Source organism: Diplocloster hominis, assembly GCF_032380655.1.
Taxonomy (GTDB): Bacteria; Bacillota; Clostridia; order Lachnospirales; family Lachnospiraceae; genus Diplocloster; species Diplocloster hominis.
In genome coordinates this window covers 11,358-37,135 of record NZ_JAWDIY010000047.1, presented here as the reverse complement: position 1 = coordinate 37,135, position 25,778 = coordinate 11,358, and the positions used below count along the sequence as shown (strand labels likewise).

23 protein-coding genes are annotated in these 25,778 nt (G+C 48.8%); 2 read left to right on the top strand and 21 right to left on the bottom strand.

Annotated elements, in window-relative coordinates; genetic code table 11:
- Positions 1–354 precede the first annotated feature (354 nt).
- Together ABC831_RS24250 and ABC831_RS24245 are read left to right on the top strand one after the other, a co-directional pair.
- On the top strand, positions 355–1,221 hold the full coding sequence (locus ABC831_RS24250) for a shikimate dehydrogenase (RefSeq protein WP_343250652.1): 867 nt from the start codon (positions 355–357) through the stop codon (positions 1,219–1,221).
- A gap of 81 nt (positions 1,222–1,302) precedes the next feature.
- On the top strand, positions 1,303–1,878 hold the full coding sequence (locus tag ABC831_RS24245; RefSeq protein ID WP_343250651.1) for a xanthine phosphoribosyltransferase: 576 nt from the start codon (positions 1,303–1,305) through the stop codon (positions 1,876–1,878).
- Positions 1,879–2,066: 188 nt separating this feature from the next.
- Here ABC831_RS24245 and ABC831_RS24240 read toward each other — a convergent pair whose 3' ends face one another.
- From ABC831_RS24240 to ABC831_RS24140, 21 genes are all read right to left on the bottom strand, one after another.
- Entirely contained in the window at positions 2,067–2,954 is an 888-nt protein-coding gene (locus tag ABC831_RS24240) for an FN3 associated domain-containing protein (protein WP_343250650.1), read from the bottom strand.
- A 21-nt stretch (positions 2,955–2,975) separates the two neighbouring features.
- Positions 2,976–3,812: a bifunctional methylenetetrahydrofolate dehydrogenase/methenyltetrahydrofolate cyclohydrolase FolD gene (gene folD / locus ABC831_RS24235; RefSeq protein WP_343250649.1), complete on the bottom strand. Its 837-nt coding sequence runs from the start codon at positions 3,810–3,812 to the stop codon at positions 2,976–2,978.
- Positions 3,813–3,833: 21 nt separating this feature from the next.
- Positions 3,834–5,504, bottom strand: a complete 1,671-nt coding sequence (locus tag ABC831_RS24230) for a formate--tetrahydrofolate ligase (protein ID WP_343250648.1) — start codon at positions 5,502–5,504, stop codon at positions 3,834–3,836.
- Positions 5,505–5,539: 35 nt separating this feature from the next.
- The gene (locus ABC831_RS24225; protein ID WP_343250647.1) at positions 5,540–8,131 is read right to left on the bottom strand and encodes an FtsK/SpoIIIE family DNA translocase; all 2,592 of its coding nucleotides are present in this window, start codon (positions 8,129–8,131) and stop codon (positions 5,540–5,542) included.
- 13 nt (positions 8,132–8,144) lie between these two features.
- A complete protein-coding gene (locus ABC831_RS24220) occupies positions 8,145–9,020 on the bottom strand; it encodes an undecaprenyl-diphosphate phosphatase (RefSeq protein ID WP_343250646.1) in 876 nt (291 codons plus the stop codon).
- A gap of 539 nt (positions 9,021–9,559) precedes the next feature.
- Positions 9,560–10,066, bottom strand: coding sequence for a hypothetical protein (locus ABC831_RS24215; RefSeq protein ID WP_343250645.1), 507 nt, complete (start codon positions 10,064–10,066; stop codon positions 9,560–9,562).
- A gap of 378 nt (positions 10,067–10,444) precedes the next feature.
- Positions 10,445–11,266: a ClpP family protease gene (locus ABC831_RS24210; RefSeq protein WP_343250644.1), complete on the bottom strand. Its 822-nt coding sequence runs from the start codon at positions 11,264–11,266 to the stop codon at positions 10,445–10,447.
- A gap of 158 nt (positions 11,267–11,424) precedes the next feature.
- Positions 11,425–12,798 (bottom strand): HAMP domain-containing sensor histidine kinase, encoded by a 1,374-nt coding sequence (locus tag ABC831_RS24205; protein WP_343250643.1) that lies wholly within the window; start codon positions 12,796–12,798, stop codon positions 11,425–11,427.
- A complete protein-coding gene (locus ABC831_RS24200) occupies positions 12,789–13,448 on the bottom strand; it encodes a response regulator transcription factor (RefSeq protein WP_343250642.1) in 660 nt (219 codons plus the stop codon). The genes ABC831_RS24205 and ABC831_RS24200 overlap by 10 nt, the downstream gene beginning before the upstream one ends.
- A 34-nt stretch (positions 13,449–13,482) precedes the next feature.
- The gene (locus ABC831_RS24195; protein ID WP_343250641.1) at positions 13,483–14,226 is read right to left on the bottom strand and encodes a lantibiotic immunity ABC transporter MutG family permease subunit; all 744 of its coding nucleotides are present in this window, start codon (positions 14,224–14,226) and stop codon (positions 13,483–13,485) included.
- Positions 14,226–14,969: a lantibiotic immunity ABC transporter MutE/EpiE family permease subunit gene (locus ABC831_RS24190; RefSeq protein WP_343250640.1), complete on the bottom strand. Its 744-nt coding sequence runs from the start codon at positions 14,967–14,969 to the stop codon at positions 14,226–14,228. The genes ABC831_RS24195 and ABC831_RS24190 overlap by 1 nt, the downstream gene beginning before the upstream one ends.
- A gap of 1 nt (position 14,970) precedes the next feature.
- The gene (locus ABC831_RS24185) at positions 14,971–15,672 is read right to left on the bottom strand and encodes a lantibiotic protection ABC transporter ATP-binding protein (protein WP_343250639.1); all 702 of its coding nucleotides are present in this window, start codon (positions 15,670–15,672) and stop codon (positions 14,971–14,973) included.
- A 380-nt stretch (positions 15,673–16,052) separates the two neighbouring features.
- A complete protein-coding gene (locus tag ABC831_RS24180; RefSeq protein WP_343250638.1) occupies positions 16,053–17,336 on the bottom strand; it encodes an O-acetylhomoserine aminocarboxypropyltransferase/cysteine synthase family protein in 1,284 nt (427 codons plus the stop codon).
- Positions 17,337–17,370: 34 nt separating this feature from the next.
- A complete protein-coding gene (locus tag ABC831_RS24175) occupies positions 17,371–18,315 on the bottom strand; it encodes a CFI-box-CTERM domain-containing protein (protein ID WP_343250637.1) in 945 nt (314 codons plus the stop codon).
- A 40-nt stretch (positions 18,316–18,355) separates the two neighbouring features.
- Entirely contained in the window at positions 18,356–19,084 is a 729-nt protein-coding gene (locus tag ABC831_RS24170; protein ID WP_343250636.1) for a YebC/PmpR family DNA-binding transcriptional regulator, read from the bottom strand.
- 106 nt (positions 19,085–19,190) lie between these two features.
- The gene (locus ABC831_RS24165; RefSeq protein ID WP_343250635.1) at positions 19,191–20,123 is read right to left on the bottom strand and encodes an AEC family transporter; all 933 of its coding nucleotides are present in this window, start codon (positions 20,121–20,123) and stop codon (positions 19,191–19,193) included.
- Positions 20,124–21,485, bottom strand: a complete 1,362-nt coding sequence (locus tag ABC831_RS24160; RefSeq protein WP_343250634.1) for a hemolysin family protein — start codon at positions 21,483–21,485, stop codon at positions 20,124–20,126. It lies immediately after the preceding gene.
- 211 nt (positions 21,486–21,696) lie between these two features.
- The gene (locus tag ABC831_RS24155) at positions 21,697–22,044 is read right to left on the bottom strand and encodes a type II toxin-antitoxin system PemK/MazF family toxin (RefSeq protein ID WP_158346919.1); all 348 of its coding nucleotides are present in this window, start codon (positions 22,042–22,044) and stop codon (positions 21,697–21,699) included.
- 141 nt (positions 22,045–22,185) lie between these two features.
- The gene (gene alr / locus ABC831_RS24150; protein ID WP_343250633.1) at positions 22,186–23,355 is read right to left on the bottom strand and encodes an alanine racemase; all 1,170 of its coding nucleotides are present in this window, start codon (positions 23,353–23,355) and stop codon (positions 22,186–22,188) included.
- Positions 23,356–23,478: 123 nt separating this feature from the next.
- On the bottom strand, positions 23,479–24,966 hold the full coding sequence (locus tag ABC831_RS24145) for an NAD(P)H-hydrate dehydratase (protein WP_343250632.1): 1,488 nt from the start codon (positions 24,964–24,966) through the stop codon (positions 23,479–23,481).
- Positions 24,967–25,629 carry a redox-sensing transcriptional repressor Rex gene (locus tag ABC831_RS24140; protein ID WP_343250631.1) on the bottom strand — a complete coding sequence of 221 codons (663 nt, stop codon included), beginning with the start codon at positions 25,627–25,629 and terminating at the stop codon, positions 24,967–24,969.
- Positions 25,630–25,778: the final 149 nt, after the last annotated feature.

Below are 25,778 nucleotides of genomic sequence, written 5' to 3'. Positions count from 1 at the left end.
TGGTAGCCGGAATGCCCGCATACTTATACATTAAGCCGGTTGCGGGCATTCCGGCTACCAGGCTATACCCAACTCTCAGAAAGAACCCCCGGGGCACTGTTTGAGCCGCTTTTTGGCGAGTTTGCCCCGGGTCCTGCTAATAAGAGGTTTCGTCCTCTTCGGAGTTACCCGTTCTTAGACACGGACGAAGCGATTCGGCACCCGTTCCTTTTGTTCCCCCTTCCCGGAAGTCCTCCTTGCTCCTGCACACTCCGGCCCTCAACAGCAGCCCTCAGCAGCCCTTAGTATCTCCCCATTGACATAAAGATAGGATTTGGTTAAGATGGATATAATTCTGGAAAAGGAGTGGGAAACATGGAAAAACAGATTACCGGGCATACCCGGTTAACCGGCTTATTGGGCAGCCCGGTTGCCCATAGTATTTCTCCCATGATGCATAACGAATCGTTTGCGCGGCTGGGACTGGACTATGTTTATCTGGCATTCGATGTGGGCTGTGAGGACTTGAAAACCGCAGTGGAAGGCCTGAGGGTTTTGAATGTCAGGGGCTTTAATCTGACGATGCCGGATAAAAACCGGATGTGCGAACTGGCGGACCGGCTTTCCCCTGCGGCGCAGATGATCGGCGCAGTGAATACGGTTGTCAATGACAATGGGGTACTTACCGGGCATAATACGGACGGTGTGGGGTATATGTGTGCGGTAAAAGATGCCGGTCATGATATTATAGGAAAAAAGATGACTCTGCTGGGCGCCGGCGGCGCGGCTACCGCGGTCTGCGTGCAGGCAGCACTGGACGGCGTGGTACAGATCGATCTGTTCAGTATTAAGGATCAGTTCTGGCCCCGTGCACAGAATCTGATCGATAAGCTGAATACCCAGACGTCCTGCAGGGCTGCGCTGTATGAGCTGCCGGATGACCGGATGCTTAAAAATAGTATCGCGGATAGCGCGATCCTGACTAACGGCACGTCGGTTGGAATGAGTCCTCATGTGGATGGCTGCATTATCCCGGATTCCGGAATGCTGCGGCCGGATCTGATCGTCTCGGATGTGATCTATAATCCCAGGGAGACCAGGCTGCTTAAGATGGCCAAGGAGCGCGGATGTCAGGTCTTTAATGGCTTGTATATGCTGCTGTACCAGGGGGCGGAGGCGTTTCGGATCTGGACTGGGCAGGACATGCCGGTATCGGTGATTAAGGAGAAATATTTTTCCTGATTCGGATCATATTCTTATGGATTCCTTTTTTATATAATCTGTGATATGATGAAAACAACATTAAATTAAGAGGTGAAAATCGTGAAATTACTGGAAGAAAAAATTCTGGCAGAAGGACACGCGTTAAATGAATCAATACTGAAAGTGGACAGCTTTATTAATCATCAGGTCGACCCGCAGTTGATGTATGAAATGGGAAAGGATATGGCGGATCATTTTCGCGGACAAGGTGTTACCAAAGTATTCACTATTGAAAGTTCCGGTATTGCTCCGGCGGTCTACACTGCTCAGGAATTAGGGGTTCCCATGGTAATCCTGAAGAAACAGGTTTCCAAGACCCTGAAAACCGATGTATGGCAGACACAAGTCACCTCTTTTACCAAGGGAGTGGATTACGAGCTGACCATGGCCAAGAATTACATATCAGAAAATGACCACATTCTAATCGTGGATGATTTTCTGGCTAACGGGGAAGCCGCCACAGGCGCGGTTCGGTTAATCCGCAAAGCGCATGCTACGATCGCCGGTATCGGCATCCTGATCGAGAAATCCTTCCAGCCCGGAAGGCAGAAACTGGAGGAGCAGGGATTGGATGTCTATTCTCTGGCCAGAATAGGTAAAATGGATGTGGATCTGATCGAATTTATTCACGAGTAGTACATAAATTTTAAGACCAGCATAAGAAGCTAAGAAAAAGGGCTGTCAGGAAATGAATCAGTCATATCAGATATGGAACATAATTGCAGGTTTCACAGCAATTATCTGGTATGCTAATTTTATTTCCCGACAGCCCCTTTTACATCCGATATATCGGCCCGGAGTTTCTGTTTCCACGACGGAATTCTTTACTGATCCAGTTTTATCTCATATTCCAGTGTAATATCCTGGCTGTAATAGCCGTCCTCACTGACTGCCACCGCCCGGATGGTATTTTTCCCTTCCCGCAGCATGATGGGTCTTATATACAGATGGCTTTTGTGGGTGGGCTGCGAGCCGTCGAAGGTATAATAGATCTCTCCTTTGTCCGCCAGCAGTTCAATCTCCACATTCTTGTAATAGATCCCGGGGGCCAGATCGGCGTCAGGAGCGGGCACCATGTAGATGGAAAGCTCTTTCCTGATATTCTGGTCCGTACAGCTTAGGATCAGATCGGGAATATCACTCATTCGTCCATCCTTTTTATAAAACCCAATGAGCTCCTCGTATTCCTCCACCGTTGCCAGGCCCTGTTCTATCATATGCTCCAGCACAACAACTGCCTTCTCATCTTCGTGCTGCTCCGTATAAATCTCAACCAGCGCCTCATAAGCCGCCGGATCCTCAGGCTTTAGTTCCATCGCCTTTTCCAGATATTCGACCGCCCTGCCGGCCTGCTGTCTCTCCCTGTATTCCTGCGCCTTCTGGAATTGATAGGTATAGGAATTACTCCTGTAGGTGAGAAAACCTGCCACACCTCCTGTAATCAGTAACGTCACTGATATTCCCAGGATCCATAATTTTCTTCGCAGGGTCAGCGTTTTGGCCTGTGGCTGCGAATGGGTATGTACAGGTTTCTCCTGTATAGTTTTCCGGTCTGAGGCCGGTTTTTCCTCCGGGTTCATCATACCGGCCACATTTTCCAGTACTGCTTCATCCAGCGGATTAAAATCCGGTACGATCTGCACAGGTTCCCCGCACTTCTCGCAGTACACATGTCCCTCTTTCAGCTTAGCCCCGCATTTTTTACAAAGCATGGTCATTTCCGCCTGTTCCTTCTATCTTTTCGCTGATTCTACGCAATTACGCATCAGCATGGCGATCGTCATCGGCCCTACGCCTCCCGGAACAGGGGTGATCGCGCTGACATGGTCCACCACATCGGCAAAGTCCACATCCCCGCACATTTTACCATTTTCCCTGTGTATGCCAACGTCAATGACTACGGCTCCTTCTTTGATATATTCATGATTGATCATTCTGGGTTTTCCTATGGCCGCGATCAGTATATCCGCGCGCTTTGCCACCTCTTTTAAATTTCTGGTCTTTGAATGACAGACCGTGACCGTCCCATTTTCCCGAAGGAGCAGTAAAGCCATAGGCTTCCCGACGATATTGCTTCGCCCGATCACCACGCACTCCTTGCCTGCGATCTCCACGCCAGAGCGCTTCAGCAGCTGGATAATACCGGCCGGTGTGCAGGACAAAAATCCGGGCTGGCCGATGCACATGGCACCGACACTGGCCGGATGAAAACCGTCCACATCCTTTAGAGGTGAGATGGTCCGAATCACTTTATCTTCATCAATGTGTGCCGGCAGCGGCAGCTGTACCAGGATTCCGTTCACATCATTCTGCTGGTTGAGCTTCTCTACTAAGGACAGCAGTTCTTCCTGCGTGGTCTCTTCCGGCAGTTCGTAAGATAGTGACTCGATTCCGATATAGGCGCATGCTTTTTTCTTGTTATTCACATAGATGGAGGAGGCCGGGTCGGCGCCCACCTGCACTACGGCAAGGCAGATGCTCTTCCCCTGCTCTTTTAAAACCGCCACCTCTTCTTTACACTCATCCTTGATCTGCTGGGAGATCATCTTTCCGTCTATCATTCGTGCCATTCCCATTCACTCCTTTTTCTCCTAGAATAAACCTGTTATTTTTCCGCTTTCATCCACGTCAATGCTGTCTGCAGCCGGTTTTTTCGGAAGCCCGGGCATCGTCATGATCGCCCCGGTAATCGCTACCACAAATCCGGCACCCGCTGATATATATACTTCCCTCACATTGACTGTGAAGTTTTCCGGCCTTCCTAACAAGGCAGCGTCATCCGACAGGGAATACTGGGTCTTCGCCATACAGACTGGAAGATTTCCAAAGCCCAGCTCCGTCAGATGCTTCAGCTCTTTTGACACCGCAGCGGAGAATACCACGCCGTCAGCGCCGTAGATCGCTTTGGCTATCGTCTCGATCTTTGCCGCCAAAGGCTGCTGGTCATCATACAGCACCCGGAAATGGCTTTCTTTTGCAGACAGGGTTTCCAAAACCTTTTCCGCAAGCGCAATACCGCCTTCTCCTCCTTTTTCCCATACCTCGGAGATGGCGAATTCGCAGCCTCTGTCTTTACAGAATTTTTCTACAAAATCGATTTCCGCTTTTGTATCGGTGAGAAAGGAATTCAGGGTTACGACAACCGGAACGCCATACTTTTGTAGATTTTCTATATGTTTCTCCAGATTGACGATACCTTTTTCCAGGGCCTCCAGATTTTCATGGCTCAGCTGATCCTTGGGGACACCCCCGTTATATTTTAATGCGCGTACCGTTGCCACCAGCACGACGGCATCCGGCTTAAGTCCCGCTTTCCTGCATTTGATGTCAAAGAATTTCTCCGCACCCAGGTCCGCGCCGAAGCCCGCCTCCGTGACGACATAATCCGCCAGCTTCAACGCTGTCTTTGTGGCTCTCACACTGTTGCATCCATGGGCGATGTTCGCAAACGGCCCTCCATGGACCAGAGCCGGTGTATGCTCCAGGGTCTGGATCAGATTCGGTTTCAGCGCGTCCTTCAGGAGAGCGGCCATGGCTCCGGTGGCATGAAGTTCCTCAGCGGTTACCGGTTTTCCCTCTCTTGTATAGGCGACGATCATACGCCCCAGACGCCGTTTCAGATCCTCCATATCATTGGAGAGGCACAGCACAGCCATGATTTCGGACGCCACGGTGATGACAAAATGGTCTTCCCTGACTACGCCGTCCCCTTTGCTGCCCAGTCCCACGACCACGTTTCTCAGGACCCTGTCATTCATATCCAGACAGCGTTTCCATACCACCTGTCTAGTATCGATTCCCAGCGCATTCCCCTGCTGGATATGATTGTCCAGCAAAGCGGCCAGCAGATTATTCGCGGAAGTGATGGCGTGGAAATCTCCGGTAAAGTGGAGGTTCAGATCCTCCATAGGCACTACCTGGGCATATCCGCCGCCGGCCGCGCCTCCCTTGATGCCAAAGCAGGGCCCAAGAGAGGGCTCTCTAAGGGCAATCACCGCTTTCTTTCCCAACCGCCCGAAGGCCTCGCCCAATCCCACTGTGGTGGTGGTCTTTCCCTCGCCGGCAGATGTGGGATTGATCGCAGTCACCAGAATCAGTTTTCCGTCGGGCCGGTCTTTCACCTTTTCCCATAGTTCATCCGAGATCTTCGCCTTGTACTTCCCATAAAATTCCAGGTCCTCTTCTTCGATTCCCAGTGCGGCGGCCACCTTCTGAATGGGCTCCATACTGGCTTCCTGCGCAATCTGAATATCCGTTTTCATAACTTACTGCCTCCTTTGACATCATTTTCCATGAGTTAAACATATTCTTCTATGTAATTTGCAAATTCTTCCATCGACATGAGGATCTTTCGGGGCTTAGTGCCTTCTTCCTCCCCGACTACCCCGGCTTCCGCCAGCTGGTCCATAATCCTGGCCGCACGGTTGAAACCGATTTTGAACTGTCTTTGCAGCATCCCGATAGATGCTTTGTCTTTGTCTATGATAAATTTACCGGCCTCCTCAAAATATACATCCCGCGCGCTGCCTGTGTCCTGTGCCGCACCGCTTCCTCCGCCGCCGGACACCGCGCTGTTGATCCGGCTCTCTATGCTGGGATCGTAGGCCGCAGCGGTATTTTGCTTTTTAAGGAATTCCACCACATCTCCCACTTCCCGGTCGGATACGAAGGCCCCCTGCACCCGTATGGGTTTCTGATATCCGGTGGGATAAAAGAGCATGTCCCCTTTCCCCAACAGTTTTTCCGCTCCGTTCATATCGATAATGGTTCTGGAGTCTACACCGGAAGTCACGGAAAATGCGATCCTGGAAGGCATGTTTGCCTTAATCAGACCTGTGATGACATTCACACTGGGCCGCTGGGTCGCCAGGATCAGATGCAGGCCGGCCGCCCGCGCCAACTGGGCCAGACGGCAGATGGATTCCTCCACCTCACCGGGAGAGACCATCATCAGATCCGCCAGCTCGTCCACGATAATCACGATCTGCGGCAGTTTCTGCGGTTTGTTTTCATCCTCGATGTCTTCGATGGACGCGATCTTCGCGTTATACCCCTTGATATCCCGGACGTTACGTTCAGCGAATTTCTGATACCTGTCTTCCATCTCCGCCACCGCCCAGTGCAGCGCGCCCGCAGCCTTTTTCGGATCGGTAACCACCGGTATGAACAGGTGGGGAATACCATTGTAGACGCTTAACTCCACCACCTTCGGATCGATCATGATCAGTTTTACATCTTCAGGCCCTGCTTTATAGAGAATACTCATGATCAGCGTATTGATACACACTGATTTACCGGAACCAGTGGCACCGGCGATCAGCAGATGGGGCATTTTGGCAATGTCTGTAACCACTGTCTGTCCGGAGATATCCTTTCCGACCGCGAAAGCGATTTTGGAGGGATGTTTCTGAAACTCATCGGTTTCCAGCAGATCCCGCAACATGACAGGATTGTTTTCTTTATTCGGAACTTCGATCCCCACCGCCGCTTTTCCGGGAATCGGCGCTTCGATCCGGATATCCGCCGCCGCAAGGTTTAACTTAATATCATCCGCCAGATTTACGATCCGGCTGACCTTTACCCCCTGCTCCGGCTGAAGCTCATATCTGGTAACTGCCGGTCCGCAGCTGACATTCGTCACCGTCACATTTACACCAAAATTATGCAGCGTCTGCTGCAGTTTTAAAGCTGTCTCTTTGAGCATCCGTTCGGAGTCGCCGAATCTGCCCCCGTTCCCCTTCTTCAACAGCCGGAAGGGCGGATACACATATTCTACCTTGAACACCGCCGACGCCTGTGCCAGTTCCTTCTCCGTCTGCATTGCTACATTTTCTTCCTGAATCCCCCCGTCTGCCTTCCCAGACTGTGTCAGCGGCTGGTTCCGGATTGGGCTGCGGGATTGATTATGCGGATAGCTCTGAGAATCCGGCACCTCTTCGACATGCTCCCCGGCTCTTTGATCAGGACTCTTCACAGTTCCGGCCGGTATCTGCTCTAACTCTTCCTGAAGCTCAGCCGCTACCTCCGGGAATACCACCGGTTCCGGCTCCATGTCCGGTATCGGCATCTGCTCCTGCTCAAAAATATGAAAATCAAACTGATCCAGCAGCTCTGCCTCTTTGACATCCTCCATGGTCAGCTCTTTTAACGCGCTTTCTTCCTTTTGCTTTTTTTGTTCCTTCTTGTCTATCTTTGTATTCAAAGAAACTCCGGATACCTTTTTATCCATCCGCTTCTCCCGCTCTTCGCGTTTTTCAGCGGCGCGTTCCTTCCTGCGGGCCACATCCTCCTTCGCGGAATCGTAGACCTTCTTTCCGCCTTTTTTAACACCGCCCAGGAAAGAGCGCTCGGTGATGACCACCAGGCAGATGATCATTAAGATGACCAGGAAAATATAGACGCCTGCGGTACCCAGTGCGGGGCTTAACAGATTTACAATCAGTCCGCCCGTAAGCCCTCCCGAGGCCGCCCGCTCAGACGCATGCCGGTATATCTCCTGAAAGGGCGTATCCTTGGAATAGCCTACGGCCACCTGCTGAATAAATGCGCATAAAAGCAGGAACAGCAGTACTCCCGCTCCCGCCTTTAACTTTGCGATACCGTTGTCCTTGTTGGAAATACAGAATGCGATCACTAAAAACAGAATGACCGGAAATATATACTCCATCCAGCCGAATAATCCGAAGAAAAAGGAGCTGACTGTCTTACCAACAAAACCGCCCACTCCAAAATTGCTTATCATTAGAAATATGGCAACCGCCAGAGAAAATAAAACGGCCACTTCCATTCCGATCGGGCTATTTTTATTCCGTCGTTTCGCAGCACGTTTCTTTTTCGTATTTGCTTTCGACCGCGTCGTGCTGCGCTTTCTACTCGATTGTGAAGCCATTGTCAGGTTCCTCCTATACTATAAAACGGGCTCCAACCACTGCCAGCAGTCCTACCGCAAAGCAGTAAATGGAGAAGTACTTAAATTTTTTATTCCGGACCACGACCAGCATGGTCTTTATGCAGATGTATCCCACCACAGCAGCCACAAGCGCTCCTACCGCATAGTTGATGATCTCCTGTGACTGGAACATGGTTTTATCCAGATCTTTTAATTCCAGCACGGCAGCGCCTAAGATCGCCGGAATGGACATGATAAATGAGAACTTCACCGCGAACTTCCGGTCAAATCCACTCAGCAGGCACGCCGAAATCGTGGTCCCTGACCGTGAGATCCCGGGCAGCACCGCAATTCCCTGGCAGATTCCGATTAAGAACCCATTCGTATAGCTTACGTCCTTCGGTACTTTTCTTCCGCCACCGGTGGCATCGGCAATCAAAAGCAGTACCCCGGTAATCATCAGACAGATACCAGGCACCAAAAGCCCAGCTCCGACGATCTCCACTAAGTCCCGCGACACATAACCGATGACTCCTGTCGGAATCGTGGCCACGATCACCAGTATTACAAATTTCCGGTAATTCGTCCGCACGACCCGTATGTAACTGTGGTTGGCTCCGCCGATTTTTTTAAAGAAAATGATCAGGTTCCTCACCAGGTCGGCCACGATGCCGCAGCCCTCCACGATCAATTTCCGGATATCCCTGAAAAACGCGATAAATACGGCGAGAAGGGTGCCCAGATGTAAAATGACATCGAACAACAACCCTGTTTCCAACTTTAATCCCAGTAAGTTTTTCAAGATGGCCAGATGACCGGAACTGCTGACGGGCAGGAATTCCGTCAATCCCTGGACCAGGCCCATAAGCAGTGACTGCCATAATGTCATGTTCTCTCCTCCTGTGTACCTTCACTTTCGCATATGTATTAATTATAGCATCGAACGGGGCGGCTGTCACGGAATAATTTACTGTGCTAATTTCCGTGGCTCTCCTTGTGATCCTCTTGGGGTGGGCTTGGGATGGGGCTTTGGGGGAGGTGACTAAGGGCCGGGATGGGAGGGAACGGGCGTACCCGAACGGAGACAGGCGGGAAAACTCGTGGGGACAAATCACTTCGGCCGGGCCTAAGAACGGCTAACTCCGAAAGCAGGAGAACCTCTTATTGGCAGGGCCTGGAACAAACTCGCCAAAGGACGGCTCGGACAGTGTTCCAGGCCCTGCGAGGTTCTCCTGCCTTCTGCGTAAGCCGTTCTAAGGCCCGGCCTCAAGTGATTTGTCCCCACGAGTTTTCCCGCCTGGCTCCGTTCGGGTACGCCCGTTCCCTCCCATCCCTGCTTTATGACTAACTTGTTTTCAATGGGCCCGTTGCGCGGGTGTTGTATAGTAGTTATGTTTTTTAGATTTTATTTGTGTTAGGGGATTGGGTTTATGTGGGAATTTTGTGGGAATCGTCGGTTTCCACTGTAGTTATCGTACTCATATCTAAAAATTCATGGTTCTTTTTTGCTTCTTCTTTTGAATGGTAGAATATTACCTCATTGTATGGCTTTAATTGTGTTTTCCATGAATCTGCTGTTTTTAGAAAGTTTTTACCGTTTTTAGCGATTAAGTGGCAGTTCCTGTTTTGGTCAATGTAGCATATGGGTGCATCGCTTTCTAAATCACAGATTTCTCCAATTGTTCCTATGTATCCTCCGCAGCTGTCCACTGCCATGATATCAACACGCGGGATTGTGTAGAAATCTATCTCTGGCAGACCGTCTTCAAATATAAAGTGTATGTCGTATTCGTCGGCGAATTTTTGATATTCCGCGTTTTTCTCCTTGACCGGCATGGAATAAATGGTGGTTCCAGCTTGTATTATCTCCGTGTCTTTTATGTAGACCGCTGTGCAGCTTACTTCTTCCGTCTTATCAATATATATTTTTCTCATTTAAACACCTCATAATTACTGTATTGCCTGGATCACTTTTTGGATAGCTGGACTATAAATATGAACTATAGTTATGAAATATAATTATGAACTATAAATATTATATAGTTATAGAATTATTTTTAATTATTCTATTATTCTAGTATTCCTGTATGGTAATGTCAAATGTTTGCTTTCTATACTGCGCTTTCTGTATAGTAAAGTCAAAGTTCCTTTTCATTACTAACTTATCATGAGGGTAAGGTAAACAAAGGCCGGTATAGTTATGACATCCCAAATCCTGCTGAACAAGATAAAGGGCCTTTCGTAACGCAGGGATGGAGGGAAAGTTCCCGCCCGGTTTTGCCCGGCCCCGCACTTTCCCTCTCATCCCGGCCCTTAGTCAACTCCCCGCCTCTCTTCAATCATGGCATATAATTTTCCCATCGCTTCCTTGATTCCACCGACTTCGTTAATGATACCCTCATCTACGGTCTGGGGACCTACCAGGATAGTTCCCACATCCTTGGTGAGGATTCCGGTTTCCATCATGAGCTGTTCCAGCCGCTCTTCTGTGGTATTGCAGTGAGAGGCGATGAAACCTACGATGCGGTCCTGGATCTTTTTAAAATAATCGTAGGTCTGTGGGACTCCGATTACCATTCCGGTCATACGGACCGGATGTATGATCATGGTTCCGGTGGGGACAATGAAGGAGTATTCGGTGGCTACTGCTAAAGGGACTCCTATAGAGTGGCTGCCTCCGAGAACCAGGGATACGGAGGGTTTACTCAGAGACGCGATCATTTCTGCGATCGCCAGGCCGCTTTCCACATCTCCGCCTACGGTATTAATGATGACCAAAAGTCCTTCGATCTCCTGGCTGTCCTCGATGGCCGCCAGCTGGGGCAGCACATGCTCGTATTTGGTCGTCTTGGTGTTGGCGGGCAGGCATTCATGCCCTTCTATTTCACCGATGATGCTTAACAGATGGATTTTGTAGTTTTTGGCGTTTTCATCCAAAGTCATCTGTCCCGCTTCCCGGATCAGCTGCTCCTGATCCTGCTCTTTCTTTAATTCCTGGTCTTTTTTCTCATCCCGGCTTTCACTCTGCCTGTCCGGCTCGTTGTTTGACGGACCATCCTTTTGATTCCCATCGGCCCGGTCTGTCATACTTTCTGTTCCTCTGCTGTTCCAATTTGCCTTAAGATATTCTCCCATGTTGGGCCTCCCATTCTAAACAAAAAGAACCACTTTTTACCATGGTTCTTTTTTGTTTAGTATATGGAAATTCTATCTTTCTATACAGAGAATGTTTTCTGAATATTCTTTGTATGTTCTTTTAATGTTTTTTGCTTAGTTTGTTTTTGTTAATTTCGTTATATTGGTATGAGCGGAATCTTTATAACTGCCTGGGCCCCGTGAGTCTTTTGGGAATTTTTGAGGATCAGTCTGCCGTTGTGCTGTTTCACGATGGAATCGGCGATGTATAAACCCATTCCGTAATGAAATTTTGAACCTCTGCTTTGGTCTCCCCTGTAAAAACGTTCCTGCCCGCGTCTTAATGCTTCATCTGAGAAGCCTGGGCCGCAGTCGGTGACGCTAATCTCGAAAACTCCCTCTTTTACAACGGCTTCCAGATAAATGGAAGTATCTTCAGGGCCATAGTCTGAAGCGTTTAAAATTAAATTCATGACGGCCCTCTCCAAAAGCATGGCATCAACAGTAATTGTCCGCTCTATATCCTGTTCTACGGATACTACGGTTAATTGATTTTCTTTGCACAGGATTTCGGCTTGCGACCGGATATGGTCCCAAAAAGGCAGGAGCTCTACTTTGTCTTTATGCAGCTCATATCCCAGCGATGCTTTTGACAGTTCGATCAATAGTTTGATATATTTCTTCATTTGTTCGGAGCTTTCCATGGCGTAATGAGTATACAGCTGCTGCTCTTCATCAAGGTTTGTTCCATCCAGTAAATCTATGTTACCCTGAATGACCGTCAGCGGAGTTTTTAAGTCATGAGCCAGGGACGCGATTTGTTCTCTCTGGGATTGTTCTGTTCTCCACTGCTGCTCTAATGATTTTTTCAGACTATTCCTCATATTGTCAAAGGATTGCAGTACATGCTCAAATTCTGTTATTTTTGATTGGCGGATATGGAAATCCAGGTTTTGACGCTCTATTTCTTTTGTCGCCTCAAATAGGGGCGTTAATTCTTTACGCAGCATTTTTGAAAAAATGGTGGTTAAAAAAATGCATACCATCAAACAGTTAAATATAATTGCAGCAGCCAGTATGATCTCCGGTGACGGCAGGTGTTCATCCAACCATGGATTTATAAACTGGGAACCGATATAGTATTGCAGAATGAGGTATTCCTCTTCCCGGTTCACGAATAGGAACTGCGTTTTTCCGCCGGTTTCCATTTGCCCTGTTTTTGCATAGTCCATGGCCTTCTTATATTCCTGTTCACTCATATTCGTGTCAATGAATCCATAAGATTTATCCAGCCGCAGATAGTTTGTCCCGGCCGGCAATAGAATATCTGTGACATCAGGCGTGGCAGTCAGGGCAGGAACCAGGGCCTTTGTCTGCCGTTCACTGTTATCGGCAAAAGTCGCAATCCCCATATTTATCCCTAAAACTAAAATACAGTAGGGAACAACCACCGCTATTCCCAGGCCGGTTAACAGCCAGACCAGAAATTTCCAGAACTCTCTGCGTAATGATGTTTTTTTCTTTAATCCCATTTGTATCCAATACCCCATACAGTGGCGATCGGCGCAGCTCCCGCCCTGCCGAACTTTGCCCTTATATTTTTCACATGAGTTGATATGGTCGAATTATCGCTTTCCCCTTCAAAGCTGAAAACGGCTTCGTAAATCTGTTCTTTCGAAAATACCTGCCCTTTGTTTCTGGCCAGATATTCACAGATCAAATACTCGCTTTTTGTCAATGCCAGGGGCTGACCGTCAACCCGGATTTCTTTGGCCGACAAATCAATCCGGATATGGTCAAAGTTTAATGAATGATGCCGTTCCCGCTTCTCACGGCGCAAATGTGCGTTCACACGGGCACAAAGCTCCGCCACACGAAACGGTTTTGTCAAATAATCGTCAGCCCCCAATCCCAATCCATAAGTAATATCATTTTCCATTGTTTTAGCCGTCAGGAACAGGACCGGACAGTCTGCGTAATCACGGATCGTTCTGCAAAATGAGAAACCGTCTATGTCCGGCATCATCACGTCTAATATAATTAAATCAAAGTGTTTCACCGTGTCCAAAGGGACCTGTCCGGCCGAGTGATAGACCGATACGGTATGTCCGTCTTTTTGTAACGCATTTTTCAATAACTGCAGGATCATCTCTTCATCGTCTACTGCCAATATGTTTGCCAACCATTACACCTCCTTGTCTTTGATCTCTTTATTTTTACTCATTTCCTTTCCTTCCCTCCCAACGGTTAAACCATATCAGGCTGAACACAAATAAAATGACTGTAATCCCCAACATAAGAAAGAAGCCTGTCTCGCATTCAGGAAGCCAATAGGAAAATTGTTCGGGACTGATATATTCTAAAACCTGAAACTCAACCAGCCGTATTCCCCAAGCCCACGGTATGAACTTCCAGACAGAATCCCCTAACCCGGTCATCATAAGCGCAGATACCAAACTTCCGGCAATTCCCAATCCCATAGGTACACTTTTTCCAAACCGAAAGCCGCATAACAGGGAGATCAGATAAACAGGTAAATTAGATAAAAGCAGGACTCCCAGAGGCTTCCGATAAAACGAAATTGGCACCACCGGGTATAATACAGCGAACAAAATAAGACAGAGAGCCGTTGACACCGCTGCGAGCAGGAACAGATATACCAGTTTTCCGGTATAAACGGCTGCTCTCGACCGGATCGTCCCCAGCATCAGCTGAAAATGTCCTGCTTCGCTTTCTAATTGTATCACAATGCTTACCGTAATTCCGGCAAGAAATGGAAAAGCGATCGCAGCCGCTTCCAAAAACGCGCTGGCGTATTGCATCCCCAGCCTGCCTGTGGTCCGGAAATAGCCGGCAAATACCAAAGCCCCCACGACCGGAAACAATAAGTGAATAAAAACAAGCGGCGTGCGTTTGCTTTTCATGCTCTCCGCCTGGATACACCTGATCAGGATTCCCATTATCGAACCTCCTGTCTGGCAAATGATTTTGCCGTTGCCATGGAAAGTACAGACAGCAAAACCAAAGAAAGGATTAAGGCCGCTCCCGCCAGCACCGGGGAAACCGGCAAGTCCATTGCGTTTGCCGGTTCTCCGTTTGGCAGAATTCCAAGTATCGGAACCATCAAACGGGCCGCCCAGCTATAGGGGCACAAAATCCAGAAATGGGAGTCTGCACCCGACACCCCTAATAAAAAACCAAGTCCCACATGAACAATCAATGTGGCAAATCCCCCTATTTTATTCGAAAGCCACAAACAAAGAGGTATGTTCCAGACACTCGCCAGGACAATGCATATAGTTCCTGCAAGCGCACGCAATACGGGAACTGTCATCGGTATCCCATAAATCCGGGAAAGGAGTAATCCTCCCAAAACATTGCAGACCATAAGAAAAACATTTGCCATCAGAGCATAGGCCATACACACGGCAACCTTCGCATACCACAGTTTCTCCAGGTTCACAGGCAGCGGATAGACAGCAAAATACTTAAGCTTTCCCCCGTCCTTTTGATTTACCAAAATACACAGGAAAGTCAGAAACCCCGGATACAGCACAACATACCACCAGTTAAACGAATTCTGCTGATACCAGACAGGGGAAAGAACATTCAGCAAGATCACAACTGCTGGGGCGATCCATATCAACTGCCGTGTAAACGTGTGTCTATATTTTAATTTTTCAGAAGCCAGATAGTTCCACATTTCATATCCCCTCCTTTGTTTTTCGAACAGTATCCATAAATAATTCTTCCAGGTTCACATCCTTATCCATCTCTCCTTCATACCCCAGTCTCCCGTCTGAGATAATACCGATATCATCTGCGATAAGCTGTACTTCCGGCAAGATATGGCTGGATAAAATAACCGTCATGCCATTGGAGGGAAAAGAACGGATCAGGCTTCGCAGCTCCTGAATCCCGATCGGATCCAATCCGTTCGTTGGCTCATCCAAAATCAATAACTTCGGCTTATTTAACAAAGCAATGGCAATCCCCAACCGCTGTTTCATTCCCATAGAAAACTGGCCGGCTCTTTTTTGCCCGGTATCTTTCAACTCGACAATGTCCAACACCTCATCGATTCTCCGCCCCGGAATATTCAATAATGTGGCACGGACTTTCAAATTCTCCACAGCAGTAAGGTTTTCATAAAGCGGCGGCGTTTCGATCAAAGCCCCAATCTGTTCCAAATCTTTCCTGCTCCATTCCCGTCCGCGGAATTGTATCGTACCATCCGACGGACGAAGCATCCCTGTAATCATCTTTAACGTCGTCGATTTTCCCGCCCCATTCGGCCCTAATAATCCGTATATCGTATTTTCCCGGACATGCAAAGACACGTGATCCACCGCGTTCTGCCTTCCGAATGTTTTACATAGATTATTTGTTTCTAAAATGTAAGCCATATTATTTTCATCCTCCTTTTTATCCATACTCTAACCGATAGATTCCAGACCCGCCGCTTATCACCAGCCTTCTCTTACCGCCGGGTCCATTTTTGAGTGCAGTTATAGAATACGGGTAATTTTTGAAGATTTCTTAAAGATCACGGAATAACCCCAAATACCTCCATACAAAACGGAACACAAATCCCCTTTCCTATCAAATAAAAAAAACAGCTAATCCTAACAGATTAACTGCTTTACATCCAGCAGGCTTTATTTCCCGCTCAAACTCCAAACATGGCCGGATAGCGGAGGGAGTCAAGCGGGGATGCCGGCTCACAAGCCGACATCCCCGCTGTTTTCAGAGGCTCCCGGAACTGCTTAACCGATTGCTTTGAAATTCAGGCAAAATCCAAAGCCTGCTCCAAATCTTCCAGGATATCATCAATATTTTCAATTCCAACGGAGAACCGGATCATTCCCGGAGTCACGCCGGCTTCCAGCAGTTGTTCATCGTTCAGCTGGCGATGTGTATGGCTGGCCGGATGAAGCACGCTGGTTCTGGCATCTGCCACATGGGTAACGATGGCTGCCAGCTGTAAGTGATCCATAAACCGGATCGCCGCGTCCCTGCCGCCTTTCAGGCCGAAAGAGATGACACCGCAGGTCCCTTTGGGCATGTATTTTTGTGCCAGTGCATGATATTTGTCCCCGGGCAGCCCCGCGTAGTTGACAAAATCTATTTTCTCATGAGCAGCCAGGTATTCCGCTGCCCTGCCCGCATTATAGCAATGGCGTTCCATCCGAAGGGCCAGAGTCTCCAGACCTACGTTCAGAAGGAAAGCATTCTGGGGAGACTGGATGGAGCCCAGGTCACGCATCAGCTGTACGGTGGCTTTGGTAATATAAGCGCCCTTGCCGAATTTCTGCGTATAAACGATACCGTGGTATGTAGGGTCCGGCGTGGTCAGTCCCGGGAATTTATCTGTGTGGGCTTCCCAGTCGAAGTTCCCGCTGTCCACAATGCAGCCGCCCACACACATGGCATGGCCGTCCATGTATTTCGTGGTGGAATGGGTTACGATATCGGCTCCCCATTCGATGGGCCTGCAGTTGACGGGGGTGGGGAACGTGTTGTCGATAATTAACGGAACCCCATGGGCATGGGCGATTCCGGCAAATTTCTCAATGTCCAGAACCACCAGGGCCGGATTCGCTACCGATTCCGCCACGACAGCTTTGGTATTTTCGCGGAAAGCCTTGTTTAATTCTTCTGTATCCGCATCGGGATTTACAAAGGTACATTCTATGCCCATTTTTTTCAGGGTAGCTCCGTACAGGTTATAGGTCCCGCCGTACACGGTGCTGGAACATACGATATGATCACCGGCCTCACAGATATTGGCAACCGCATAGAAATTAGCCGCCTGCCCCGAAGAGGTCAGCATCGCTGCCACTCCGCCTTCCAGATCCGCGATCTTGGCTGCCACATAATCATTGGTGGGGTTCTGCAGACGGGTATAGAAATACCCGGATTCTTCCAGGTCAAACAGCTTTCCCATCTCTTCTGTGGTGTCGTACTTAAATGTGGTACTCTGATAGATCGGAAGGACCCTGGGTTCCCCTTTTTTCGGCTTCCATCCAGACTGGATGCACTTTGTCTCCAATCGATAATCTTTGCTCATTGTATCCTCCTTCGGTCAAAACACACGGGGCAGCTTAGAAAAGATATTCTTTCTGTAATTCTCTTACCATCTGGGAATAAATCTCCTGGCACTCTGTGTTTTTATCTTCTTCTATTAGTTTTATGCAGGGAGACAGATATTGCTCCCAAATACTTTCATAAACTTCTCTGCGGTCCGTGCGTTTATTGATCCTCTTGACGATCGTCGGCGCGATATCGTAATACTCTTTGATAATCGCGTCCCCGCCGTCCTGATTGGCCAGATATTGGTCTCTGTAATTGCGAAGAAGGGTCAATTCATAGCAGTCATCGGGTTTCCCCAGACTCTCACAGACTGCTGTGGTGATATAACAGAATTTTCTGCGGAATCCACCGTTGATATCCGCAAAAGTGGCTTTCCCCACATGATGCTGCGGAAACTCCTTGTTCCACAGTTCCAGAATCCGGTCTGCCAGCGGATCGGAGGACTCCCCTTTATATTCCAGAATGGTAGGTATGGCAAAAACAACCAGCCCCATATTAAAATCCATGATTTTCTGGCCCCGGGGACCTTTTCTCGTGACGGGCTCCAGCTCTTTGCGCGCTTTCTCCACCACAGCCATGGACAGGTCGTTTAACACACGGTCTTTGTCCTCTGCCATCTGATAGACACTCTCAATCGCTTCCAGTGTCACGATGTGCTGCATATAATGCTTCCGGAAAGCCCCCTCATACAGGCCTTTCTTAAAGTTTACCAACGGCTGGTCCATGTTGAATAATATCTTGGGAACTCCCTCTATGGCCATCTGATAATCCCGCTCATAGGCTCTCTCATCTTTTTTCTTTTTTTCCGACTCGGCCTGTTTTTGTGTTTCTTCCTGCTTTACCGCGGCAGCTGTCTCGATTTCCTCGCCGCAGTACATACAGATGATTTTTTCACGATCCCCGGGAATCTGCAGCACTCCCTGGCATTTCGGGCATTTTCCTTCGATAAATTCCATGAGCTTTCCTCCGTAAAATTAATTTCTGGTATGGTGTAACCTATTCATCCAGATTGTGATATACGTTTTGCACGTCATCATCCTCGTCCAGCAGATCCAATGTTTTCTGGAACCATTTCCGGTCATCGTCGCTGATGGTTTCCACCCATGTCTGGGGGATCATGGTCACTTCCGCGTTGGCCATCGGAATCTTCGCCTCTTCTAATTTTTCCCGTACACTGCTGAAATCATCCGGATCAGTGATAATTTCATAGCTGTCCTCTTCCTCGGAAAAATCTTCCGCCCCCGCGTCAAGCGCCGTCATCATAATGTCATCCGCTTCCATGTCACACTCTTCTTTGTCGATGATGATCTGGCCTTTTTTGTCAAACATAAAAGACACGCAGCCGGGTGTTCCGATATTGCCGTTGCCTTTTGTAAATGCACTGCGCACATTGGCCGCGGTACGGTTCTTATTGTCGGTCAGCGCGTCCACGATCACCGCGATTCCGCTGGGGCCGTACCCCTCATAGGAGACATATTCGTAATTTACGGAATTCGCGTCTCCGGCCGCCTTTTTTATTCCCCGGTCGATGGTATCGTTGGGCATGTTGTTGGCTTTCGCCTTGGCTATTACGTCCCGCAATCTGCTGTTATTGGCCGGATCTGCTCCGCCCTCTTTGACCGCAACGGCAATTTCTCTTCCGATTATCGTAAATACCTTTCCTTTTGCCGCGTCATTCCGCTCTTTTTTATGTTTGATATTTGCAAATTTCGAATGTCCGGACATAACTATTCTCCTCTTCTTTCTACAAAAATATCCATTTTGTATTTTAACATCCTTTGTTTTAAATGACAAGATACAATTACATGCCGGGAGGAAGCCATTCCCCTCTCTACATAGACAACAGCAGGGCCAGAACCGGTATGGACAGGAAGGACATGAGCGTGGTCATGAACACATACCTGGACGCGGTATCCGCGTCACTGTGATATTCGATGGCGAACATGGCTGTAATGCTGGCACAGGGCATACCTGCGATGATGACCAGAAGCCCCAGCACGATCGGATTCTCTATAAACAAATGACCCACCAGCCAGAACAGACCCGGTATGAGTATCACCTTCATGATGCTGAACAGATAGGCCTTACCGTCCGTGAATACAGACTTCAGTGATATTCCCGCCATGGTGGAACCGATCACGATCATAGACAGCGGCGTGGTGGCATTTCCCACGATGGAACAGGTATCCGCGATTACATCCGGCAGCTTTATATCCAGCAGATAGATCAGCATTGCCAGCACCGCCATCAGGGTTCCCATATTACAGATTTTTTTCCAGTTGATTTTACCAGCCGTTCCGTCGGATACATCCTTCTGGATCAGATAGACTCCCAGTGTAAAGGCCAGCAGGTTAAAGGCCAGGTTAAACATAGACGCATAGAACAAAGATTCTGTTCCAAATATTACCTGCGCCACCGGGAATCCCATGAATCCCACATTGGGAAAGATGGTCATAAACTGAAACAGGCCTTTTTGACTATCTTTTACATGAAAAAGCCTGGGAACCATAAGGCTTATGACTCCCAAAGCAATATAGAGCAGAAATGCCAGTCCCAGCACCATAAAAGCTTCTGATTTGCTGCCGCTTGCATTTCCGCCGGCCACAGCGGATACGATCAGCAGCGGGCAGCAGATATTCAGTATCAATGCCGATAGTCTCTGATTGCCCGTTTTGTCCAGAATTCCTGCTTTGTTCGCCGCATACCCGATTAATATCATCAGGAACAGCGAAATCATTTTTTCTATTACCATTAACAGATCCATTTACTCATCTTCCCTAATCGTTTCCGTCTCCGGAATTTTCTCAACACTTACTTCCTGAATCATCTTATTTTCCACAGACAGTACGTGGAAGAGATAGCCCCCGTATTCCACGGTAAAGGCTTCCCCGTCCTTAGGTATCCGCTCCAAAAGCGATATCAGAAAGCCGTTCAAAGTCTCGTATTCTTCCGCAAATTCTATCCCCAGCAGGTCCTCGATGTCCTCCAATTCGGTCATTCCCTCCATCCGGTAGGTACCGTCCGCCTGCTCTTCGATCTGCTCTTCATCCTCATCATATTCATCCAGAATGCTTCCCACGATTTCTTCCAGGATATCTTCCATGGCTACCAGACCTTCGGTCTGTCCATATTCATCCACCACGATTACCATATGCATTTTCAGGGACTGCATACTTTTAAACAGAAGGTCGATATTCCTGGTCTCAGGGATAAACACCACCGGGCGGACCAGGCCTTCCACCTGGCTGATGGGGAGACAGCGCTGCTCTTCCTTCTGGTAACAGACCATGACATCCTTAAGGTGCAGGATTCCTGTTATATTATCAATGTCCTCTTCATATACGGGAAATCTGGATTTGTTCTGCTCCACCACAAAGCGGTAAGCTTCCTCCAGGGTCTGGCTGTTCTCCATGGCCACGATATTTTTCCGGTGGGTCATAATATCTTTGGCTTCTTTGTCTCCGAACTCTACAATATTTGTGATCATTTCCGCTTCGCTGGCTTCCAGGACTCCCTGCTCATGCCCTTCATGCACCATGGAAATAATCTCGTCCTCCGTCACTCCCGGTCCCGAATGCGGGTCCATCCCAAAAATCCGTACACAGAAATTCGAAGTTTTCGTGATCAAATATGTAAGCGGATAAAGTATGGTTGTAACAGCACTCATCAGACCTACCAGCCCATAGGCAAAACTCTCGGGCTTTCGTTCCGCTATTTTCTTCGGAGCCAGGACCCCGAAACTTAACAGAAGGTATACAAATACAGCCGTTATAATTACCAGTACGCCTCGTTCCAGCACGACCGGCGGGATTCTCAGTGTCAGCTCCGGCCAGGCATCGGAAACCATCCAGCGGTAAATCGTTATGGAACAGATCCTGACTTCATAGAAACCTATGATAATCGCCATCAATGTCACGGATAACTGGTTCGCATTGATAAAGGGTACCGGGTTGTCCATCATCGCCTTCAGCTTCATTGCCTTCTTATCACCTGACTGGGCCCGTTCCTCCACCTGCTTGTTGTTAATCGCCTGCAGGGCCGCTCCAAACCCGTAAAACAGGGCGTCGATCAGGACAAATACCAGGAAAACCAGAATCCCTATACTGGGACTGCCGCCATCTTCCATTCTTTTCTCAAACTCCTTTTCATTCAGTGCCGCATTTACTGCGGCTTAATCTTTTTCGAGCGCTACTATTTTTTTTGCTATGAGCACTTGCGGCTGCTTTTTAGCCGCTTACGTGCGATGCATGAAAAATAGTCAGCGAGGCTTTTTCGAGCGCTACTATTTTTTTAAACTATATCATGATGCCTGTACTGCGTCAAGGTACGTCCCCGTCTTATGTATCCAAATCCAAACTGATGAGCAGGGCCTTATCCACTTTTTCCAGGATTTCCTGATCCAGATGGCATACCTTATCCTTTAGCCGTTTCTTATCGATGGTGCGCAGCTGTTCCAGCAGGATCACGGAATCCTTCACCACTCCGTATTTGTGGGCATCCAGCGCCACATGGGTGGGCAGCTTGGGCTTATTCATTTTCGATGTAATCGCCGCACAGATCACTGTGGGGCTGTGTTTGTTTCCAACGTCATTTTGTATAATCAATACGGGGCGGATACCGCCCTGTTCGCTGCCGATTACCGGCCGCAGATCCGCATAAAATATGTCGCCTCTTTTTATAATCACTACATTCACACTCCGCTTAATTCTTTCCCTATCATCCTATAGGCCTTTGGCCAAATCCGGCCGTTTCCTATAGTATTGCCTGATCTTTTGCGTGTATACTATGTATCCGTGATTTTTCTGCCGACATGTTCTTACACGGTTTTATTCCTCAAAATTATCCCTGGTCTCCACAGTCCTTCCATGCTCCTTATACACTCTGGGAATCCGTTTGCCCAGATCGCACACGAATTCATAGTGAAACCGGCCCGAGAGCCCGGACAGCTCCCCTACGCTGATCTCTTCTCCTCCGTCTGTCCCGATCATGGTCACCAGGTCCCCCGGGGTGACTCCTCCGATCTTAGTGACATCCACCATGAACTGGTCCATGCAGATTCTTCCCAGAATCTTCGCGCGCCTGCCCCGAATAAGGACTTCCCCCTTATTGGACAGGGTCCGGGGATAACCGTCACCGTAGCCGACCGGAATCGTGGCCACCACAGTTCTTCGCTCCGTGACAAAAGTGGAACCGTAACTGATGCCGACCCCTGCCGGCAGTTCCTTCACATAAACCACCCGGCTGTACAGAGACAAGACCGGTTTTAACCGCACCGTATTCCTCTCCACTTCATCGGAAGGATACAGGCCATAGATAGAAATCCCTGCCCTGACCGCATCCATATTCGCATCCGGCAGCTCGATAATTCCGGCGCTGTTGGAGCAATGTTTCAGTGGTATGGCTACCCCCGCCTCCTCAAGCTGCTCCGTAAAATCTGAAAACCGACGGATCTGCTCAAGGACCGATTCCTTATCTTTTTCATCTGCTCTGGCAAAATGGGTAAAAATCCCTTCTATTATCAGATTAGGCATAGCAGCGATCTGCTTTATTTTCTCAATGCTCTCTTTTGTATCCGGGAAACCGATGCGGCTCATCCCCGTATCCACTTTCACATGAATCTTCATCGGCTCATTGGATTTTACCGCTTCCTCCGACAACTGTGCTGCCGTGTCCATACGGAACACTGTCGGCCGAATCCCCTGGTCCAGAAGCACCTGATAATGTTCGGGAAACACATAGCCCAGAATCAGAATCGGCTTGGTAATATCGTGATTTCTCAGTATCAGGGCTTCCTCCGCGGTAGCCACCGCGAATCCCCACACATAGTCATATCCTTCCACCAGGCGGGCGATCGGTACCGCGCCATGACCATAACCATCCGTTTTCACAACGGCAATCACAGACGTACCCGGCGATAAATTTCTGTGCATCTGTTCCATATTATATGCAACTGCATCCAAGTTCACTTCTGCAAACACCCTGCTGTAAGTTTTCATGCTTTCCTCCAGTGCCGCATTATCTGCGGCTTAATTCAGGTATGGTGTATCCATTTCCTCCAGTGCCGCATGATCTGCGGCTAAAATTCAGGTATGGTGTATCCGTTTCCTCCAGTGCCGCATTTACTGCGGTTTTAATATTTCCGAAATGCTATCCACCAGGTCATGTGCCATCAGACTGTACATTCCGCACTTTTTTGCCGCGGCATCTCCAGCCAATCCATGCAGAAACACTCCAAAAGCTGCCGCCTCCTCCACCTGCATATGCTGGGCAATCAGTCCCGCAATCACCCCAGTCAGAACGTCCCCTGATCCGCCGGTGGCCATTCCGTTATTACCGGTCCGGTTGATATAGAGCCTCTGATCCGGTGCGGCCACAACCGTTCTGGCATCTTTCAGAACACAGGTCAACCCATTCTCCCCCGCAAACTCTCCGGCGGTATTCAATAGATCTGATGAGATATCCGATATCTCTTTACCCGTCAGCCGGCTCATCTCTCCCAGATGAGGCGTTATGATGACCTGCTGCTTATGGTTCTTAAGCCATTCCGGATGCCCGGCCAGCAGGTTCAGACCATCCGCATCAATAATCAGGGGTATCTGCGCATTTTTCATTATATATTCCAAAACCCGCAGCGCGGTAAAGCTTCTTCCAAGGCCGGGTCCCACTACGGCCACATCGGCCCATCTGAGGCTTTCCTTCAATGCTTCCAGGGAAGCTTCCTCTTCCCTATAAGTAGTCAGCACCGCTTCCGGAATCAGATTCTGCAGAATATGGCGGTTTGTCTCACCGGTATAGATCCGTACCAGTCCGGCCCCCGTCCGATACGCAGCCTTTGCTGAGAAATAAGCCGCTCCGGCCATGTTGACCGATCCGCCCACCAGAAGAACCTTTCCAAAAGAACCCTTATTCGAATACGCCGGCCGCATCGGCAGACGCTTAAGATCTTCTTTCCCATACGTATACACACGGGGAGGCTTCTCCAGTCCCCGGCAGTTAATTCCGATATCCTGCACCGTTACTCTGCCTGCATATCCGGCTCCCGGATACAGCAGCAGGCCTATCTTCTCATATGCAAACGTCACCGTGGCATCCGCTTTTACCGCAGCGCCCATCACACGGCCGTTATCCGCGTTAATGCCGGAGGGCACATCCACGGACAGAACAAAGGCTCCTGACTCATTCACCTGCCGGATACACTGCGCATAATCACCTGTCACCTCTCTGGTAAGTCCGATGCCGAAAATAGCATCCACTATCATAGTATATTCCGACAAAGGCATTTTGCTTACCGGTTCCAGCCCAATTGCACGTAAAATTCCCAACTGTGCAGCCGCCTGGGCAGAACACCTCTCCTCCTGACCCGTCAGATACACATCCACCGGTATTCCCTTTTCATGGAGGAGTCTGGCCACTGCCATGCCGTCTCCCCCGTTATTCCCTGTACCGCACACCACCAGGACCCGCTTAAGATCACAGCCGCAGGACAAGGCCTCCCGAACTACAGCTAGAGCTGCCCTTTCCATCAGTACCATGGAGGGCAGCCCTACTTTTTCAATCGTATAGTTGTCACAGCATTTCATTTCCTGAGAGTTCAATAAATACTTCAATTATTTCTTCCCCTTTATCTCCTGCTTATGCTCTTCCTCATATCTGGTCAGATTATAAGACAGACGCATAATGCTCTCGGAGAGATGTACATTCTCCACCATCACACCTTCCGGAACATTCAGATCCGTATGTGCAAAATTCCAGATCGCGCGGACGCCGTAAGAAATCAGCCGGTCGGCCACTTCCGTAGCGCTCGTCTTTGGAAGCGTCAGCGTCGCTATCTGAATGTCATTCTCCTTAATAAACTCTTCCATCTGTTCCATGGGCATAATTGGAATCCCCCGGACTGTCCTGCCGGACAGCTTCGGATTAATATCAAAGATCCCTTTTACAATAAATCCCCGTTTTTCAAATGCCGGATAATTAGCCAACGCCTGACCCAGATTTCCTCCGCCGATAATGATGACATTATGTTTCTTATCCAGTCCCAGCAGGCGTCCGATCTCATCGTATAAATATTTAACATTATAACCATATCCCTGCTGGCCAAACCCACCGAAATTATTCAAATCCTGGCGTATCTGCGACGCCGTCACCCTCATCCGTTCGCTCAGTTCATTGGAAGAAATCCGCTCTACGCCGCTTTCCATCAATTCTCCCAGATAACGATAATATCTTGGCAGCCTGCGAATAACCGCCTTTGAAATTTCCTTCTCTTCCACGGTACTTCCTCCTAGCTCATATCATGCTTCCATTATATAATATCTGCCAAATTATTGTCAAACCTTATTGGGGAAAGTTGGGAATTGGTTGGCGGCGCCAAATATAAGAAACTATTGAATGGAACCGGCCGTCAGGTTATAATGGTTTC